The organism is Gordonia sp. i37, from assembly GCF_002043085.1.
GTDB classification, from domain to species: domain Bacteria; phylum Actinomycetota; class Actinomycetes; order Mycobacteriales; family Mycobacteriaceae; genus Gordonia; species Gordonia polyisoprenivorans.
The window spans coordinates 1-17,341 of sequence record NZ_MVPX01000305.1 but is presented as its reverse complement, the minus strand read 5'-3'; the positions used below and the strand labels follow the sequence as shown (position 1 = coordinate 17,341).

Here is a 17,341-nt window from a genome sequence, read left to right as displayed (position 1 = left end):
GCTTCACCCACCCAGCACGAGGCATACCCTACAAACTACACCCATGTAACCTTAACTGAACGGTATTGCAGTTAGCCCAGGTGTGACTGTTCTTCCCCAAGACTTTCACTCTTCCGTAAGAAATCTCCAGCGGAAGAACGAAAGTCTTGGGGAAGAACGGTTTTCGGCCCTCACCGCCCAGTGATCAGGTGCTCGGGCATCTGCCCGAGCACGGCGGCCATATTGTATTGGGCCATCGTCGATTTCCCCTCGACGTCGCGCGTGTAGGTGGCGTGGCCGGCCGATCCGACGCGCCGGACGCCGGTGCGGTCGAGGCCGGCGCGGGTGGCGAGGCGGATCAGCGACGGGCTCTCGACGGGGTCGCTGCCGAACAGTCCGAGGTCGGCGATCTGGTCGTCGTCGTTCTTCAGGACATAAGCGGCACCGGACACGAGGTTGAAGCTCTCCGGCGTGTAGTCGAGGTCGAATCCGCGGTCACCGCCGAGGCCGGGGGAGCCGTAGAAGATGACGTCGTCGATGAGGCCATGAGTCAGCCGGAGGGCCTCGGCGGTGACCAGTGACCCGTACGAGTGGCCCAGGGCAACCAGGTGGGGTCGGCGATCCGACGCCGCGACGAGGCCGGCGAAGAACCGCGACAGGATGGGTGCGGTGTCGCGCGCCTTGCTCGACGTGGCGACATGCATAGCGCCGCGGGCCGTGGAGACGCGGCGACCCGGTCCCTTGAAATTCGGTGTGTCGTAACCGATCCAGGCGATCGCGGCGACGGTCTCGGTGGGGCGTCCGACGATGGCCAGCTGGCGCAGGGTCTCCTCGCGCAGCAGGCGCCCCTCACCGCCCATGCCCTGGTAGGGCAAATCGCCGGTCAGGGACGGGTGCACGGTGGTCCCCAAACCGGGGGTGGTGACGCCGATGTGGTCGGCGGAGTCGGGATTGCCGATGGCCACCGCGGCGTGCCCGCGCTCACCGCTGTGCATGTCGAACGAGATGAGCAGCCGCGGATGGGCCGGCTCGGAGCGGCGGAGCTCCCGTTCGATGGCCCCGATGTCGGCGATCTTCGCGTCGACGTACCACTTGCGCGAGTCATCGGAGGTGAACGTACCGCCGAATCGGTTGTCGGCGAGACGTTCTGCCAATGTGCGGCTCTGCTTCTCCAGATTGTCGCGGACCGTGGGCAGCAGCGCGCGATTCGCGAGATCGCGGTCCGCGGCCGGGATTCCGTCGCTGTTACCGATCCACTCCGGATGCTCGGTGTGCAACCGTTCTCGCTGCGCGACAGGCAGATCCGCCCACCACGCAGCACGTGTGGTGGGCGGACCCGAGAGTTCGGCCGGACGGTCGTCTGTCGATGCCACGACGTGAGACTAACGGCTGGCTCGTCGAAGGTCATGACCGCTGCTCCCGGAGAGCGGCGTGTGCGGCCGATCAGTCGGCGACCGGGGTGAACGTCGAGGTCGCGACCGGGACGCCGAGAACCGAGTTGATCGCCTGGTAGCCGGTACCGGTCTTGACGAAGGTGATCCGGCTGACCGGCGGGATGTCGGCGTAGGCGCCCCAGGGCGTACTCACCAGGTCGAGGGTGCCCGCCGTCCCGATCAGCTTGTCGCCCTCGACGGTGTAGTCACCACAGCGTTGCTCGACCGAGCTGCCGTATTGGGTGTGTACACACAGCCGGTACGCCCCGTCGGGGAGCGCGGCAGCGGCCGCGCCGGTACCGACCACGAGTCCGCCGGCGGCGGTGGCCGTGCCGGCGAGGGCGAGGACGACTGTTCTTCTCATTCTTCCCATGGCCGACATCATCACTGAGGGTTACCTAATAAGTCAAAGGGTGACCTAACCTTGAGCAAGGGTGATCGCCCGGGGGAGTATTGAGGCGATGGGGTACCGGTTCGGGGTAGACGATGTGGCCTTCCTACGGTCGCGACACGGGGCGAAGGCCCTTGAGATGGTGTCGGCGTTGCCGCTGACCGATCGGTCGATGCTCGCCGACGTCACCGAGGCGCGCAGCCGTTATGCCCCGCACGACGCAGCACTGATCGAGACCGTGCGGTGCCGTCGGCGAGCGGCCGGAAAGCTGCGCCACGCCGACGATCTCCTGCTCACCGACGATGCCCTGCAACAGGCGACCGCATCCCCGGTGGCCGGGCACCGGGCCACCGAGATCGCCACCCGCTGGCCAGGGGCAGTGGTCCACGACGTCACCTGCTCAATCGGCGGTGAGCTGATCGAGCTGGCCGCTGTTCCGGGAATCGGTGGGGTGATCGGCAGTGATCTCGACCGCGTACGACTGGCCATGGCGCGGCACAACACGGTGGTCCAACAGAGCACGGGGGTCCAACAGAGCACGGGGGTCCAACAGAACACGGTGGCCCAACAGAACACGGTGGCCCAACAGAACACTGTGGACCCGAAGAGCATGGCGATCGGTACGGGCCGGGTCCCGACGCTGCTCGTCGCCGACGCCCTCACGCCGACGTCGAGAGCCGATGTGTTCCTCGCCGACCCGGCTCGCCGTTCGGGTACCGGCCGCGTCTTCCGTCTCGATGCCCTGACGCCGCCGCTTCTCGATGTGCTGATGACCTACGCCGGGCGGCCACTGGTGGTGAAATGCGCTCCGGGACTGGACTATCAGGTGTTGCGCGACCGGTTCGGGTTCGCCGGTGAGGTGCAGGTGACGTCGCTGGATTCGTCGGTGCGCGAAGCCTGTCTGTGGTCGGGCCCGGGGATCGACGACGGGCGTCGGGCCACGGTGATGCGTACCGACGCCGACGGCACGGTGCGGGTGTGGGAGATCACCGACGCCGAGTCCGACGATGTCGCCGTGGGTGACCCCGGGACGTTCCTCCTCGATCCGGACGGAGCGGTGGTGCGCGCGGGTCTGGTGCGCCACTATGCGCATCGGCACGGGCTCTGGCAGATCGATCCGCACATCGCCTATCTCACCGGCGATTCGGTGCCCGACGGTGAGCGCGGTTTCCGCATCATCGAGCGCCTGCCATCGACAGGGGAGAAGGTGCTCCGCAAAGCGCTCGCCTCGTATGACTGCGGTTCACTGGAGATCCTCGTCCGCGGCCTCGACGTCGACCCGGACTCGCTTCGAAAGCGGCTCAAGCTCAAGGGTTCCCGTCCGCTGGCGCTGGTGCTCACCCGGATCGGCCGCAAGGGGGTCGGCTTCGTCTGCGAGCCCGGCGTCCGGGCGGGCTGAGAGCCGGATCGCCGCACAGCATCCGGCAGCGATCACGCACAGGGCGGCGGCCACGTGGAAAGCGTTGTCGTAGGAGCCCTGTGCGTCGCGAATGTAGCCGGCGCCGAAGGCGGCGACGGCCGCCCCCACCTGATGGAAGGCGAAGACCCAGCCGAACACCACCGGCGTGTCGGCGCCGAAGTAGTGGCGGCAGATCGCAATCGTCGGCGGAACCGTTGCGACCCAGTCCAATCCGTAGAAGATGATGAACACCCAGGTGCTCGGTTCGGCGTGGGGAGACAGCAGCAGTGGCAGCAGGAGTAGGGACACGCCCCGTCCGAGGTAGTAGACGACGAGAAGGACGCGAGGATCGACACGATCGGTGAGCCACCCGGAGAACACCGTGCCCGCGACGTCGAAGATGCCGATCGTGGCGAGCAGCGAGGCGGCGACGGTCGTCGGCATGCCGTGGTCGTGCGCGGCCGGGATGAAATGTGTACCGATCAGACCGTTGGTGGTGGCCCCGCAGATCGCGAAACTCGCCGCCAGCAGCCAGAAGGCGCGTACTCGCATGCCCTGGAGCAATCCGCTTGCGGCGGCACCGAATCCACGAGTGGGTAGTACCGAGTCCTCGCCACCGGGAGGAGCGCCGTAGGCGGTGGTGCCGACGTCGGCGGGCCGGTCGCGGATGAACAGCAGGACCAGTGGCACCACGGCCAGGGCGGCCACGGTGACGACGATCGACGCGACGCGCCACCCGCGGGAGTCGGTGAGGTGGGCGACGATCGGCAAGAAGATGAGCTGGCCGGTCGCCGACGCGGCGGTCAGCACTCCTGTCACCAGGCCGCGGCGTTCGACGAACCACCGAGTGGACACGGTCGCGACGAAGCCCATCGAGATCGACCCGGTGCCGAGTCCGACGAGCACCCCCCACAACACCAGCAACTGCCAGCTCGCCGTCATGAAGACACCCAGACCGGTGCCGGCGGCGATGAGGACCAGCGCGATGGTCAGGATCGGCCGGACCCCGAAGCGATCCATGAGTGCCGCCGCGAACGGAGCGGTGACGCCGAACAGCACCATGTTGATCGACATCGCCAAGCCGACCGTGGCGTGCGACCAGCCGAACTCCATGTGCAGCGGATCCATCATGACGCTGGGCACGGCGCGGAATCCGGCAGCGCCGAGGATCGCGACGAAGCTGACGGCGGCGACGATCCACGCCCAATGCGGCCGGCGTCGCGGGCGTGCGGGTGGCCCGGCACGGCGGGTATCGGTGGTCACCCGAACAGCATCGGGGATGGCCAAGACCACGTGCCACTGGCATGATTGCCAATATGTCGGAAAATTGTGCCACGCCGGTTCCGCACCGGGTGGCGGTACTGCTCGTGCCACCCGTGGTCGGCTTCGATGCGACCATCCCGCCCCTGCTGTTCGGGCAGGCGTCTGACGAGGCCGGGCGCGCGTTGTACGAGGTGACGACGGTGTCCATCACCCCGGGGCCGGTGGCGACCACCACCGCCTATCAGCTGATCGCGGGAGCGGGGCCGGAGGCGATCGCAACGGCCGACACCGTGATCGTCCCGGGCACCCGTGACGAGAACTGCCGTCGACGGGCGACGATGCCCGACGGCGTGGCCGCGGCGTTGGCACGGATCCGTCCCGACACCCGGATCGTGTCGATCTGTACCGGGGCGTTCCTGCTCGCCGCCGCAGGCTTCCTCGACGGTCGCCGTGCCACCACCCACTGGCGCTACGCCGACGACTTCCGAAGGCTGTACCCCGATGTGGCACTGGATGAGTCGGTCCTCTATGTCGACGAGGGCCGGATCCTCAGCTCGGCGGGGTTGGCGGCGGGAATCGACCTGTGTCTGCACATCATCCGTCGCGATCACGGCGCCGCGGTCGCCAATCGGGTCGCGCGGCACTGCGTCGTCCCGCCGTGGCGCGAGGGCGGTCAGGGACAATTCATCGAGCGCGGGGTCCCCGACGACGCCGGTCACCTCACGCAGGCCACGCGGGAGTGGGCGCTGACCCACCTCGACGAGGCGCTGAGCGTGGAACGGCTTGCCGCGCATGCGCATCTGAGTGTCCGCACCTTCATCCGCCGATTCCGGGAGGAGACCGGAACGGCGCCGGGATCGTGGCTGCGTGACCGGCGACTCGATCTCGCGCGCGAACTGCTCGAGACCACGGGCGCCTCGATCGACGAGATCGCGCAGCGGTCGGGCCTGGGGTCGGCGGACAACCTGCGGCACCATCTGCGCAACGAGCTCGGCATGGCTCCGTCGGCGTACCGCAAGACCTTTCGCGGAGCGTGAGCCGACTGCGCCCGTGGGCCGGCATCACCGGCTCGCAGGTCTATTGTCCGGCGATGTTGCGCTTGCTGTCGAAGAAATACACCTCGCCGATATTGGTGGCGGTGGCGATCTGACCGGACGACGACACCGCGATCCCGGTGGCGAACCCACCCGAATCCGGCAGCGGCACCGACCGTTTCGTCTTGCCGTCGGTGGTCGACACCTCGGTCAGCGACAATGTCTGCGCACCCGCGTCGCGAACCACGGTCCACGCGGTACCGGCACTGGTCAGGGCCGAAAGGCTCACGGTGGCGAGATCATCACGCTGCCACACCTTTTCGGCGCGGTTGCCCTCGTCGCGCAGCAGGGTCAGCGGTGCCCCGATCACGCCCGTCGGAATGATCAGGCCATCCGGCGAGACCGTCATGGTGGCAAAACCGTAGCCGCCGTTGTCGTAGGTCCAGCGGGTCCGGCCGGTGGCCGCGTCGAGTGCCACGATCTGGCCGAGCCTGCTGAAGGCGTAGATGGTCGCGCCGTCCGCCGAGACCGTCGCCGGCCCGATGACCCCGCCGGGCACCTGGGCTTTCCACAGTTCGGTCACCGTGCGCTTGCCGTCGGTGGCGGCATAGGAGAAACCGCGGATCTCGCTCGCGATCGCGCCGGTCGGCCAGACGTTGAGGAAGAAGCGTTGATGGGCGACGTCGACCGCGGGTGGTGCGGGGACCGTACAGCGGGGACCGTTGGTGACGCAGTCACCGAAGCCGTACAGCGGATCCCCCGGATCGGCCTCCGGGCGCAGGCGCACCTCCGGGGCAACGGGGTTCGAGGTCTGGGTGTCGAGCAGCAGGATCTGACCTTGCGTGGTGACGACGAGGACCACCCCGCTGTCGGCGAACTTCGCCGAGAGTGGTACCCCGATCACCGGCATCCGCCAGCGGATCGCGCCGCCGGCGTTGAAGGCGAGGAATGTGGTCTCCTCGCCGATGTAGGGCTGATCGTATTGATCGGTGAGCATCGCGTTGGAGGCCACGCCGTCGCGCATGTTCTTGCAGAAGTTCTTGCGGCCGTTGCGCTGATCGAGCACCAACAGGTCGCACCCCGAGGAGTTCGACGTGACGCCCACATTGCCGGTCGCCGAGATGGTCACCGGTGCGGTCACCGTGCCGCCGGTCGGACGGGTCCAGCTCAACGCGAGATCATCGGGGACGGTGGGGTAGACGAAGTTCGAATTGCCGGCGTTGCCGCCGAAACTCGACCATCCCGCGCCGTAGACGGAACGGATGTCGATGTGCCCGTCCGAACAGGACGACAGTGCCATCGCGGTCACCAGACCGAGTACCACGGCGACGAGCGCCGGAAACCGGCCTCGGGCACGTGACCGTCGGGCAACCGCCATCGGAGCTCCTCTTCGCCTGGCCGTCGGAACCTCGCACCGGCGGCGCCAACGGTAGAGCCTATCGTGTGGCCCGCCGACGACGGCCAGGCCGGGGGAGTCGATTATGGTGGCCATCCATGACGACGATGTGGAATGCCAGCTACCGGTCGAGGTGGCGGGCGGGGCGACGTCGGGATCCGGCGCAGGCTCGATTCGTCAGCCTCGACTCCCTGCGGTGGGTGCTGCGGAATCGGGCATATACGCCGTGGTATCTCGTGCGATACCTGCGGTTGGCGCGGTTCCGGCTCGCCAATCCCCACATCGTGTTGCGCGGCATGGTGTTCCTGGGGCGCAATGTGGAGATCCATGCGACCCCCGAGTTGAGCCGGATGGAGATCGGTCGCTGGGTGCACATCGGCGACGGCAATTCCATCCGCGCGCACGAGGGCAGCCTGCGCATCGGCGACAAGACGGTGTTCGGATGCAACAACGTCGTCAACTCCTACCTGGACCTGGAGATCGGTGGCTCGACGCTGATCGCCGACTGGTGCTACATCTGCGATTTCGACCACCGGATGGACGACATCACCTTGCCGATCAAGGATCAGGGAATCGTCAAGGGGCCGGTGCGCATCGGGCCCGACACCTGGATCGCGGCCAAGGTGTCGGTGCTGCGCAACACGATCGTCGGACGCGGGTGCGTGCTCGGCTCACATGCGGTGGTACGCGGGGAGATCCCCGACTACTCGATCGCGGTCGGTGCGCCGGCCCGGGTCGTCAAGAACCGCAAGGATGCGTGGGATGCCAACGCCGCCCAGCGCGCGGAACTCGAACGCGCACTTGCCGACATCGAGCGCAAGAAGGCGCAGGCCGACGTCGAGCGCAAGAAGGCGCAGGCCGAGAAGTAGCGCTCACTCCGGCTGCGCCGGGTCTCGTTCGGGCAGTGGGCGTTGCGCGATGGTCGGTCGCCCCGACGGTTGGCGGACCCGGCGTTTGGCCGAGGCGTAGACCGACGCGGTGCGCGCCGCGACCTCCGTCCACGCGAAATCCTCCGACAACCGTGCCCGCGCGCGCCGGGCGCGCTGCGCCGACGAGTCGGGATCGGTCAGGGTCGCCCGCACCGTCGCGGCCAGTCCTGCGACATCGGCGGGCTCGAACGACAGGCCGGTCACCCCGTCTCGGACCGCCTCACCCAGGCCGCCCGCGGTGGAGGTCACCAGGGGAATCCCGGTCGCCGCGGCCTCGAGCGCCACGATCCCGAACGGCTCGTAGCGGCTCGGCAGCACGATCGCGGCGCACCGATGCATCAACTCCACCAGGCCCCGATGATCGACCGCGCCGAGGAAGGTCACCGCACGCCCGACCCGATGTCGGCGGGCCTGCTCGGTCAGCCACTCCAGCTGTGTTCCGGTGCCGGCGATGGTCAGCGTCGTGCCCGGGTGGGTACGACGGATACGAGGGAGCGCGGCGAGGAGGTCCTGTACGCCCTTCTCGTATTCGAGCCGGCCGGCGAACAGCAACTCGGCGGGACCCGTCGGCGTCGGGCGCGGCGCGAACGGCCACGCGCGGATGTCGATGCCGTTGTGGATCACCGTGATATCGGCGAGGCGGGGACCCGGAACAGGGCGCGCGGTGCCGGAGGGGTCGGGCACCGCCGGGCCGAACAGGCGGGTCACCTCGTCGCGCATCGATTCCGAGCAGGTGATCAGGGCGTCGGAGTCGGTCGCCAGCCACCATTCCACCGAGTGGACCTGGCGGTTGATCCGGCCGCTGACCCACCCGCTGTGGCGTCCGGCCTCGGTCGCGTGGATCGTGGAGATCAGTGGCACGTCGAAGATCTCGGCGAGCGCGATGGCCGGGTGCGCCACGATCCAGTCGTGCGCGTGGACGACCTCCGGAGTCCAGCTCGTCGCCCGTGACCCCCGCTCGCCGGCGAGGATCGTCAGCCCCGCGCGGATGAAACCGTGGCCCATCGCCAGTGTCCAGGCCATCATGTCGGTACCGAAGGAGAACTCCGGCGGATCCTCGGCCACCGCGATCACCCGCACCCCGTCGACGACGCGATCGGTCGTCGGATGCGACACCGCATCGGTACCCGAGGGACGCCGGGTGAGGACGACGACGTCGTGGCCGAGGCCGGCCAACTCGGTGGCCAGGTGGTGCACGTGACGACCCAACCCGCCGACGACGACCGGTGGGTACTCCCACGAGATGAGCAGGACCCGCATCACCGGCACCGCCCGGTGGTGGTGTCGGTGATCTCGAGCAGTCGGCGCGCGTCGAGGTCGGCGAACAGGTTTTCGGCGCGAGACCAGTTGTGTCGCAACCTCTCCGCTGCGGCGGCGCGGCCACGCAGGGCGGCGTCGACGATCTCGCGGGTCGCGTGGGCGTGGGTGTGGGCACGGCCGATCGCGTAATCGGCGGCAGTGTCCTTGGACACCATGAACGGCCAGTCCGACGAGACCGTCAGCAGCGCTTCACGGACGATCTGGTCGGCGACGTGGTGGCGGCCCGCCCGCGGGTCGACGATCTTGTCGACCGCGTCGAGAGCGGTCCGGCTCACCTCGGCGTTGAGCTGCACGAGATGCGACACCTGCGGCCCCTCCCAGACCCGCCAGTCCTTGCCTGATCCCCACGACGAGGGCGGAAGATCCACGGGCGCACCGACATAGCCGTGTGCGGCGGCGCCGGCGAGGGTGCCCACCTGCACGCCCGCCTCGGGCAGCCTGCGCAGCACGCGATCGAGCCAGACCGGTCCCTCGTGCCACCAATGACCGAACAACTCGGTGTCGAAGGCCGCGACCACCAGCGCCGGCCGTCCGATGCGCTGCGACTCGGAGATCAGGCGTCGGCGGACATGGCCGATGAAGTCGTCGACGTGGCGGTCGATCACCGCATCGGCGCGCTGCGGGTCGTAGGGCTTCTTGTCCTGGGCGGCCACGGTTTTCCCGGTCACCCGGGACGGCTTGAGCCCGGTTGCGTGATCGTAGGTGTGGAAATCGCGATACGCGGCGTGCCCCGGATACCCCGATTTCGGGGACCACACCCGGTAGCTGACGGTCAGGTCACGGCCGAAGGCCAGGACGTCGCCGGTGCCGACGGGCCGTCCGAGTGCGGTGTCCCCGCGCAGCGTCGGGCCGTCGACCATGAAGTGGCCGACGCCCGCGGCGGCGTACTCGGTTTCCATTCCCGGGGCGAAGGCGCATTCGGGAGCCCAGATCCCGTGCGGTCTTGTGCCCCAGCGTAAGTGGGCATCGGCGAGGCCTTCGCCCAGGGAGAATCGCCGCAACCGGGCGTCGAGTAACGGTGCGAACGGATGGGCGAGCGGCCCGCCGAGGATCTCGGCGACGCCGCTGTCGGCCACCTGTCGGATCGTCGCGGCGCCCCCGAGACGCCAATGGCGCTCGAATTCGGCCAATGCCTTTGTCGCGCTGCGATGTTCACGCAGACCCAGGGCACGCCGGTCGGTGTCGGCGTCGACGGCCGCCTCCATCGCCCGCAACCGCCAGTCGGCCAACCACTCATACATCGACGCCGTGCAGTGCGGGTCGTCGAGCTGTGCGGCGAGCACCGGGGTGATCCCGAGCGAGACCATGTCGGAGAAACCGTCGGCGGCCAGTCGTCGCAGCATCGCGAACACCGGCAGATACGAGGCGGCCCATGACTGATACAGCCATTCCTCGCCGACGGGCCATCTGCCGTGGTTGGCCAACCACGGCAGATGCGAGTGCAGGACCAGGGTGAACTGGCCCGGGACGGGGGACGGCGGGGTCCGGTGCGGGGTGGGCACGCGCTACGACCGCATCGCGATCGCGAGCAGATCCAGACTGGCGTCGATGTCGGCGTCGTCGGCGTCACGGATGTCGAAGTCCTCCGCGCCGATCCCGGCGACGTCGGCGACCAAGTCCTCGGGCCAGGGTTGGCCGGCGAGTGCGCGTTCGATCTGTGCGTCGATGAGCGAACCGCCCCACTTGCGATCGAGACCCGCGAGCCGTTCGCCGTGATGGACGCCGAGCATCGAGGTGAGGGTGAAACCGGCGTCGGCGAGTAATCCACTCAACTCGGCGGCGTCGAGTTCGCGGGTGTGGAACGGGTTGAGCGGGGTGTCGCGGCCCGGGGAGAAGGTGATCCGGTTGGGGGGGGAGATGAGCAGCTCGCCGCCCGGTCGCAGGACGCGCGCGCATTCGGTGAGGAAGGCCGGCTGATCCCACAGGTGTTCGATCACCTGGAAGTTGACCACCACGTCCACCGAGCCGTCGGGTAGCGGCAAGTCGATCAGATTGCCCTGCCGGATCTCCACCTGCGGATACCGACGACGTGTGTGGGCGACGGCCGACTCGTCGTAGTCCACGCAGGTGACCTGCGCGCCGGCGTCGGCGAGCATCGCCGCGCCGTACCCCTCACCCGAACCGGCCTCGAGGACCTGGCGCGCGGCACATCTACCGACGATGTGAGCATAGGCGACCTCATGACGACGGAACCAATAGTTCTCCGCGGGGATACCGGGGACCGTGCGCTCCCCGGTGAGGGCGAGCTGTTCGTCCGATGTCAGGCTCCGCGGCGTGCCGGGCGTTACGTCCCGGTGTACGTCGGTCATCCGCACGACAATAGTCTCCCGTCCATTTTGTGAGCTAGTCGATGTTCTGCCCGATAATAGGACGGGCTAAAGTGGGGAAGACCGATGGCCTTACCCGCCGGTAAGTTGCCGAACCCGACGCAGGAGGTCGACGAAGACCCATGACAAATATTGTCGTTCTGATCAAGCAGGTCCCTGACACCTGGTCCGAGCGCAAGCTCTCCGACGGCGATTACACCCTCGATCGTGAGGCCGCCGATGCGGTGCTCGATGAGATCAATGAGCGTGCGGTCGAGGAAGCGCTGCAGATCAAGGAAGCCAACGGCGGCGAGGTGACCGTGTTGACGGCTGGTCCGGAGCGGGCGACCGAGGCGATCCGCAAGGCGCTGTCGATGGGTGCCGACAAGGCCATTCACATCAAGGACGACGCGCTGCACGGCTCCGATGCGGTGCAGACCGCGTATGTGCTCGCGCGTGCGTTGGGCACCGTCGAGGGTGTCGAACTCGTGATCGCCGGCAATGAGGCCACCGACGGTCGCGTCGGGGCGATCCCGGCGATGATCGCCGAGTACCTCGAGCTGCCGCATCTGACGCATCTGCGCAAGCTCACGCTGGAGGGCGAGACCCTGACCGGCGAGCGTGAGACCGACGACGGCATCTACCACATCACCGCGGAGCTGCCGGCGATCGTCAGCGTCAACGAGAAGATCAACGAGCCGCGTTTCCCGTCCTTCAAGGGCATCATGGCCGCGAAGAAGAAAGAGGTCCAGGTCGTCGGCCTGGCCGAGATCGACGTCGAGGCCGACGAGGTGGGTCTGGCCAACGCGGGCTCGGAGGTCACCAGCTCCACCCCGAAGCCGCCGAAGACCGCGGGTGAGCGGGTCACCGACGAGGGTGACGGTGGCGTGAAGGTGGCCGAGTACCTGGTCGCGCAGAAGATCATCTAGCACCGGCCCGCAGACCACCACCCGTGCCCGCGGGCTTGCGCTCCGGCGTCATCCTAGTGCGAATTCCGCAGGGCCCCACATACATCCAGGAGTAAACGAAAATGGCAGAAGTTCTCGTTCTGGTCGAGCAGGACGCCGAGGGCGCCCTGAAGAAGGTGACCAGCGAACTCATCACCGCCGCCCGCGCGTTGGGCGCTCCGTCGGCCGTCGTGGTCGGCGCCCCCGGCAAGGCCGACGGCATCATCGACGGCCTCAAAGAAGCCGGTGCGGAGAAGATCTACGTCGCCGAGTCCGAGGACGCCGCGACCTACCTGATCAGCCCGCAGGTCGACGTGCTCGCCTCGATCGCCGAGTCGGCGTCGCCGGCCGGCATCCTCGTGGCGGCCACCGCCGACGGCAAGGAGATCGCCGGACGCCTCGCCGTGCGGCTGGGCTCGGGAGTCCTCGCCGACGTCATCGACGTCAAGGAGGGCGGCATCGGCATCCACTCGATCTTCGGTGGCGCGTTCACCGTCGAGGCCCAGGCCAAGGGCGATGTGCCGGTGTTCTCGGTTCGTCCGGGTGGTGTCGAGGCGGCTCCGCAGGCCGGTGCCGGCGAGCGCGTCGACGTCGAGGTTCCCGCGCAGGCGGAGAACGCGGTGAAGATCACCAAGATCGAGCCGAACGTCGGTGGCGATCGTCCGGAACTGACCGAGGCCTCGATCGTGGTCTCCGGTGGCCGCGGTGTCGGGTCGGCGGAGAAGTTCTCGGTGGTCGAGGAACTCGCCGACTCGCTCGGTGCCGCTGTGGGTGCCTCGCGTGCCGCCGTCGACTCCGGCTACTACCCGGGTCAGTTCCAGGTCGGTCAGACCGGTAAGACGGTCTCGCCGCAGCTCTACGTCGCCCTGGGTATCTCCGGTGCCATCCAGCATCGTGCGGGCATGCAGACCTCGAAGACCATCGTCGCGGTCAACAAGGACGAAGAGGCCCCGATCTTCGAGATCTCGGACTTCGGCATCGTCGGCGACCTGTTCAACGTCGCCCCGCAGCTGACCGAAGAGGTCAAGAAGCGCAAGTAGTCGCCTCCTGCGTCACCGACAGCGCCCCCGGGATGTCCGATCTCCCGGGGGCGCTTTCGGTGTTTGCGCAGAGTTCACGCTGCCGTCGGCCACGCGGGACGTGTTCACCCGACCAGCACCGACACGACGACCCGCCGTCGCACTCACGATGCCCGGTCTGGCTTTCATCTCAGGTATGACATCTGGACCTGTTGCCGCTCTGACCTGCACCGACCGTGGCTTGTCCCGTCGCACCCTGGTGCACGCGGCGCCGTTGCGGATCGTGCTCACCGACGACCCGGCCGACATCGCGGCCGCCCAGCGCTTCCGGTTCGAGGTCTTCGCCGCCGAACCGGGATTCTCCGATGACATCGGCGACGCCGAATCCCGCCGCGACGCAGACCATTTCGACGACCACTGTGAACATCTGCTGGCCCGGCACGACGAGCACGGCATCATCGGCTGCGCCCGGTTGCTGCCGCCGCCACGCGCCATCGCCGCCGGCGGCTGGTACAGCTCCACCGAATTCGATCTGACCGCACTGGACGAGATCGCCTCGATGACCGTCGAGATGGGCCGGGCCTGTGTGGCGACCGGACACCGGGACGGATCGGTCACCGCGTTGATGTGGGCCTCGATCCTGCGCTACCTGCAGGAGTCGGGATACCGCTACCTGATGGGGTCGGTGTCGATGCCGCTCGGGGGTCCGGCGATCGACGGTGCGGCTCGTGGCAGCGCGCTGCGCGGCGCGCGCGACGAACTCAACGAGCGCTACCCGGCCCGGTGGCGGGTGCATCCGCACGAGAGCCCCCGGGTCGACGGCGTGGCGCTCGATGACATCCCTGCGCCGGATAGGGTCGTGCTTCCGCCGCTCATGCGTGCCTACCTGCGCCTCGGTGCGCGGGTGTGTGGCGACCCGGCGGTCGACCCGGCCTTCGACGTCGGCGATTTCCCGACCGTGCTGGACCTCGAGTGTGCCAACCTCCGCTATCTCGACCGGCTCCGCGACACGGTCCTTCGGCTCGGCGGCGCGGCGTGACCGCGGCGGTCAGCGTTCGGGTCCCGTTCGCGGACCCGCGGATCGATCCGGGCACCGTGGACTCACACCCCGCCGCATCGCCCGAACTCGACCGGTCGGCCGGTACGGTGAGCGCCCCGGGGCGTACCGAGGTCGAGGTGAGGCACGCGTGGTATCCGACGAGCCCCTGCGGGTCGCACTGTCTCGACGACGCCGGGCCGCGGGTCGGGCGGATCGTGGTGGCCCTGCGGATCGCCCGTCTGGTGACGACGGCCGTGATGATCGGACTCGTGGGGCTGATGGCCACCGTGGCACCCCGGCTGGTGCGCCGCGCCTACCTGCGGTGGGCGGCGCGAGAGCTGTTGCGTGCCATCGGAATCCGCGTCATCATCGATGATCGCCGACCGTTTCCGTCGCGCGCCCGCGGCCTGATCGTCGCCAACCACATCTCGTATCTGGACATCCTGGCGATCGCGGTGGTGCAGCCTGCGCACTTCGTCGCCAAGTCCGATGTCGCCGCCATGCCCGGCATCTCGACGCTCGCGCGGCGACTGGGCGTCATCTGCATCGACCGCGGTTCATTGCGGACGCTGCCGACGGTGATCTCCGAGGCCGTCGCCGGGCTCGAACGGGATTCGTCGGTGGCGGTCTTCCCGGAGGGCACCACGTGGTGCGGCCGCGCGCAGGGCGGGTTCCGGCCGGCCTTCTTCCAATCGGCCCTCGATGCGGGGGTGCCGATCCTGCCCATCGGTATCGCCTTCAGTGCCGACGGAATCCCCACGGCCGAAACGGGTTTCATCGGCGACGACGGACCGGCGGACACCCTTGCCCGGGTGCTGCGGATGCGGGCCGTCGCGGTTCACGTCAGTCTGCACGAACCGCAGCTGCCCTCGGGCGACCGACGGACGATGGCCGCGCGCTGCGAACAGCTGATCCGATCGGCGCCACGGGGAGACCGGGCGTCCATCCGGCATCGGGAATCAAACAACATATATGATGTCAGAACGCCTGTGCGTGGCGTGACACCGTTGTTTCCCGGGCCGGAAGGGGCCGCTGCATGTCCGACACACTCTCATCCTCGACGAAGCTGACCGTCGATCAGGCACGTGCCCGATTCGCCGACCTGCGCGCGGCCGACGGCACCGTCGACGACGCCGACCTCGACGCGATTTGGGCGGCGCTGCCGACCCTGCGCCCCGAGGAGATGCTGGGACGGTGGCGCGGTGGCGAATTCACCACCGGGCACAAGGCCAACGGGATGCTCCCGCGCGTCGGTTGGTACGGCAAGACCTTCATCTCCCGCTCCGAGGTGCAGCCCCTGGTGTGTCGCAACGCCGATGGCGATCTGTACTCCAACACCGAACTCGGCAAGGGTGAGGCCAGCCTCTGGATGATCGAGTTCCGCGGTGAGGTCACCGCCTCGATGGTCTACGACGGCCAGCCGGTGATCGACCACTTCAAGAAGGTCGACGACACCACCGTCATGGGGATCATGAACGGCAAGGGCGGAGTGGTCGACGGTCGGCATCTGTACTTCTACCTCGACCGGGACTGACCCGGGACTACAACTGCCGGGTACCCAAGCGGTCGGCAAGGGGTTTCCAAGAGGGTGACGCGACAGTCGGTTCGACAGCATCGACCCGACGAGAGGCCCTGACGTGTCCCCCCGAGACCGACCGCCCCGAGACCGTCGGTTTCAACCTCACCGTCACCCACGCCCCTGGGCGGTGGTGGATGTCACCGCCGCCGCCGTCGTCGGCGTTGCCGCCGCCAACGCCGTGACCGTGGCGGTGTGGGCCCATGGGCACGGCGCCACCGGGGTCGAAGGGCATTCGATCCTGGTGCTCACCAACGCATTGGACGTCTGCGAGATCGATCCGGCCACCAGTACCGCGCGCGGATCGGCACGCCGCGTCGATCACGGGCCCGGTGATCGTCGAGGTCCGGATGCTCGGTGGGGCGTTCGCCGACGAGCCGCCGGTGCGCAGCGCACTGTGACGCAGCGGCGTATCTGTACGTGGTCGGGCTCGCCGGAGGGCTCGACGCGCCACCGGCAGGCGCGGTCCTCGACGCGACGGCGCCCGGGGCCACCGGCGGCGAACTCCCGAACTACGCGGCGTCCGCCGCTGCCGTGCGCATCTGACTGTGCCACGACGAGGACACCTTCGCCTGGCTTGCCGCGCCTGCCGCCAACACGGTCCGCACGGGGTTCTCCACGTCGGGCAGGTGGCGCGGCTGAGCGCATACCCGCATCCGCGGCGGGACACGGCGCGTCGAGAATCGCGGGCCGTCGAGAATTTCGGGCCGATGTGGAATTGGTTGGGACCCCGCGCGCGTCTATCCTTGGCAACGACATGTCCATGCCCACCCGAGCCCCCGTCTACCTCGATCACGCCGCCTCGACCGCGATGCTCCCCGAGGCCATCGAGGCGATGAACGCCGTCTACGCCCAGCCCGGCAACGCCTCGTCGCTGCACGGGGCGGGCCGGTGGGCGCGGCGTCTGCTCGAGGAGGCCAGGGAGACGATCGCGGCCTCGCTCGGTGCGCGGCCGTCGGAGGGGATCTTCACCAGCGGGGGTACCGAGGCCGACAACCTCGCGGTCAAAGGGATCTACTGGGCACGACGCCAGGCCGACGACCGACGCCGTCGGGTCGTGATCTCGTCCATCGAGCACCACGCGATCGTCGACTCCGCGCAATGGCTGGCCACGCAGGGCGCCGAACTGGTGATCCTGCCGGTCGACGACGCCGGGTTCGTCTCGCCTGCGGCGCTGCGCGCCGAACTCGCCGCGCACGCCGACGAGACCGCCCTGGTGTCGATCATGTGGGCCAACAACGAGGTCGGGACGATCGAACCGATCGCCGACCTGGTTGCGATTGCCACCGAGTTCGGCATTCCCATGCACT

Annotated in this window: 17 protein-coding genes and 1 pseudogene; 10 read left to right on the top strand and 8 right to left on the bottom strand. The window is 68.4% G+C overall.

Annotated elements, in window-relative coordinates; translation table 11 throughout:
- Positions 1 to 170: 170 nt before the first annotated feature.
- Together B1964_RS14760 and B1964_RS14755 are read right to left on the bottom strand one after the other, a co-directional pair.
- Entirely contained in the window at positions 171 to 1,352 is a 1,182-nt protein-coding gene (locus B1964_RS14760) for an alpha/beta hydrolase (protein ID WP_079930303.1), read from the bottom strand.
- 70 nt (positions 1,353 to 1,422) lie between these two features.
- Complete coding sequence (locus B1964_RS14755) at positions 1,423 to 1,776, bottom strand: hypothetical protein (RefSeq protein WP_020170750.1); 354 nt, start codon at positions 1,774 to 1,776, stop codon at positions 1,423 to 1,425.
- 97 nt (positions 1,777 to 1,873) lie between these two features.
- On the opposite strand from B1964_RS14755, the gene B1964_RS31055 reads away from it, so the two are divergent.
- Positions 1,874 to 3,202 carry a class I SAM-dependent methyltransferase gene (locus tag B1964_RS31055; protein WP_253194006.1) on the top strand — a complete coding sequence of 443 codons (1,329 nt, stop codon included), beginning with the start codon at positions 1,874 to 1,876 and terminating at the stop codon, positions 3,200 to 3,202.
- A 186-nt stretch (positions 3,203 to 3,388) separates the two neighbouring features.
- Here the strand turns inward: B1964_RS31055 and B1964_RS31050 are convergent.
- A pseudogene (locus tag B1964_RS31050) lies at positions 3,389 to 4,465 on the bottom strand (MFS transporter); the annotation flags it as partial.
- A 53-nt stretch (positions 4,466 to 4,518) separates the two neighbouring features.
- Here B1964_RS31050 and B1964_RS14740 point away from each other — a divergent pair.
- On the top strand, positions 4,519 to 5,502 hold the full coding sequence (locus B1964_RS14740) for a helix-turn-helix domain-containing protein (protein WP_079930302.1): 984 nt from the start codon (positions 4,519 to 4,521) through the stop codon (positions 5,500 to 5,502).
- 40 nt (positions 5,503 to 5,542) lie between these two features.
- Here B1964_RS14740 and B1964_RS14735 read toward each other — a convergent pair whose 3' ends face one another.
- Positions 5,543 to 6,877, bottom strand: coding sequence for a PQQ-binding-like beta-propeller repeat protein (locus B1964_RS14735; protein WP_006371775.1), 1,335 nt, complete (start codon positions 6,875 to 6,877; stop codon positions 5,543 to 5,545).
- A gap of 116 nt (positions 6,878 to 6,993) precedes the next feature.
- Between B1964_RS14735 and B1964_RS14730 the strand changes: the two genes are divergently transcribed.
- Complete coding sequence (locus B1964_RS14730) at positions 6,994 to 7,764, top strand: acyltransferase (RefSeq protein ID WP_079930301.1); 771 nt, start codon at positions 6,994 to 6,996, stop codon at positions 7,762 to 7,764.
- Positions 7,765 to 7,767: 3 nt separating this feature from the next.
- On the opposite strand, the gene B1964_RS14725 is transcribed toward B1964_RS14730, so the two are convergent.
- Genes B1964_RS14725 through B1964_RS14715 form a run of 3 tightly spaced genes read right to left on the bottom strand, consistent with a single transcriptional unit; the run spans position 7,768 to position 11,453 of the window.
- A complete protein-coding gene (locus B1964_RS14725; protein ID WP_079930304.1) occupies positions 7,768 to 9,084 on the bottom strand; it encodes a glycosyltransferase family 4 protein in 1,317 nt (438 codons plus the stop codon).
- Positions 9,084 to 10,646 (bottom strand): glycoside hydrolase family 57 protein, encoded by a 1,563-nt coding sequence (locus B1964_RS14720; RefSeq protein ID WP_079930300.1) that lies wholly within the window; start codon positions 10,644 to 10,646, stop codon positions 9,084 to 9,086. Before B1964_RS14720 ends, B1964_RS14725 begins: the two co-directional genes overlap by 1 nt.
- A gap of 3 nt (positions 10,647 to 10,649) precedes the next feature.
- Positions 10,650 to 11,453 carry a class I SAM-dependent methyltransferase gene (locus B1964_RS14715; RefSeq protein WP_172398848.1) on the bottom strand — a complete coding sequence of 268 codons (804 nt, stop codon included), beginning with the start codon at positions 11,451 to 11,453 and terminating at the stop codon, positions 10,650 to 10,652.
- A 140-nt stretch (positions 11,454 to 11,593) separates the two neighbouring features.
- Between B1964_RS14715 and B1964_RS14710 the strand changes: the two genes are divergently transcribed.
- The 5 genes from B1964_RS14710 (at position 11,594) to B1964_RS14690 (ending at position 15,989) form a co-directional block, all read left to right on the top strand.
- Positions 11,594 to 12,379 (top strand): electron transfer flavoprotein subunit beta/FixA family protein, encoded by a 786-nt coding sequence (locus B1964_RS14710; protein ID WP_006371767.1) that lies wholly within the window; start codon positions 11,594 to 11,596, stop codon positions 12,377 to 12,379.
- 101 nt (positions 12,380 to 12,480) lie between these two features.
- Entirely contained in the window at positions 12,481 to 13,437 is a 957-nt protein-coding gene (locus B1964_RS14705) for an electron transfer flavoprotein subunit alpha/FixB family protein (protein WP_079930298.1), read from the top strand.
- A gap of 100 nt (positions 13,438 to 13,537) precedes the next feature.
- Positions 13,538 to 14,455, top strand: a complete 918-nt coding sequence (locus tag B1964_RS14700; RefSeq protein WP_079930297.1) for a GNAT family N-acyltransferase — start codon at positions 13,538 to 13,540, stop codon at positions 14,453 to 14,455.
- Complete coding sequence (locus B1964_RS14695; protein WP_079930296.1) at positions 14,452 to 15,525, top strand: lysophospholipid acyltransferase family protein; 1,074 nt, start codon at positions 14,452 to 14,454, stop codon at positions 15,523 to 15,525. The genes B1964_RS14700 and B1964_RS14695 overlap by 4 nt, the downstream gene beginning before the upstream one ends.
- Positions 15,492 to 15,989 (top strand): DUF4334 domain-containing protein, encoded by a 498-nt coding sequence (locus B1964_RS14690; protein WP_020170758.1) that lies wholly within the window; start codon positions 15,492 to 15,494, stop codon positions 15,987 to 15,989. Before B1964_RS14695 ends, B1964_RS14690 begins: the two co-directional genes overlap by 34 nt.
- Before the next feature lie 153 nt (positions 15,990 to 16,142).
- On the opposite strand, the gene B1964_RS30440 is transcribed toward B1964_RS14690, so the two are convergent.
- Positions 16,143 to 16,283 (bottom strand): hypothetical protein, encoded by a 141-nt coding sequence (locus B1964_RS30440; RefSeq protein ID WP_172398846.1) that lies wholly within the window; start codon positions 16,281 to 16,283, stop codon positions 16,143 to 16,145.
- Between the two features lie 105 nt (positions 16,284 to 16,388).
- Here B1964_RS30440 and B1964_RS31045 point away from each other — a divergent pair, with 105 nt between their 5' ends.
- Both B1964_RS31045 and B1964_RS14680 read left to right on the top strand, forming a co-directional pair.
- Complete coding sequence (locus B1964_RS31045; RefSeq protein WP_253194005.1) at positions 16,389 to 16,577, top strand: hypothetical protein; 189 nt, start codon at positions 16,389 to 16,391, stop codon at positions 16,575 to 16,577.
- 217 nt (positions 16,578 to 16,794) lie between these two features.
- Positions 16,795 to 17,341, top strand: a 547-nt coding sequence (locus tag B1964_RS14680; RefSeq protein WP_172398847.1) for an aminotransferase class V-fold PLP-dependent enzyme, incomplete at its 3' end; no start/stop codon positions are given.

Bases quoted from the DNA above. Each gene is read 5' to 3' on its own strand.
- B1964_RS14755 (WP_020170750.1), bottom strand. From the start codon at position 1,776: ATGAGAAGAACAGTCGTCCTCGCCCTCGCCGGCACGGCCACCGCCGCC.
- B1964_RS31055 (WP_253194006.1), top strand. From the start codon at position 1,874: ATGGGGTACCGGTTCGGGGTAGACGATGTGGCCTTCCTACGGTCGCGA.
- B1964_RS14740 (WP_079930302.1), top strand. From the start codon at position 4,519: ATGTCGGAAAATTGTGCCACGCCGGTTCCGCACCGGGTGGCGGTACTG.
- B1964_RS14735 (WP_006371775.1), bottom strand. From the start codon at position 6,877: ATGGCGGTTGCCCGACGGTCACGTGCCCGAGGCCGGTTTCCGGCGCTC.
- B1964_RS14730 (WP_079930301.1), top strand. From the start codon at position 6,994: ATGACGACGATGTGGAATGCCAGCTACCGGTCGAGGTGGCGGGCGGGG.
- B1964_RS14725 (WP_079930304.1), bottom strand. From the start codon at position 9,084: ATGCGGGTCCTGCTCATCTCGTGGGAGTACCCACCGGTCGTCGTCGGC.
- B1964_RS14715 (WP_172398848.1), bottom strand. From the start codon at position 11,453: ATGACCGACGTACACCGGGACGTAACGCCCGGCACGCCGCGGAGCCTG.
- B1964_RS14710 (WP_006371767.1), top strand. From the start codon at position 11,594: ATGACAAATATTGTCGTTCTGATCAAGCAGGTCCCTGACACCTGGTCC.
- B1964_RS14705 (WP_079930298.1), top strand. From the start codon at position 12,481: ATGGCAGAAGTTCTCGTTCTGGTCGAGCAGGACGCCGAGGGCGCCCTG.
- B1964_RS14690 (WP_020170758.1), top strand. From the start codon at position 15,492: ATGTCCGACACACTCTCATCCTCGACGAAGCTGACCGTCGATCAGGCA.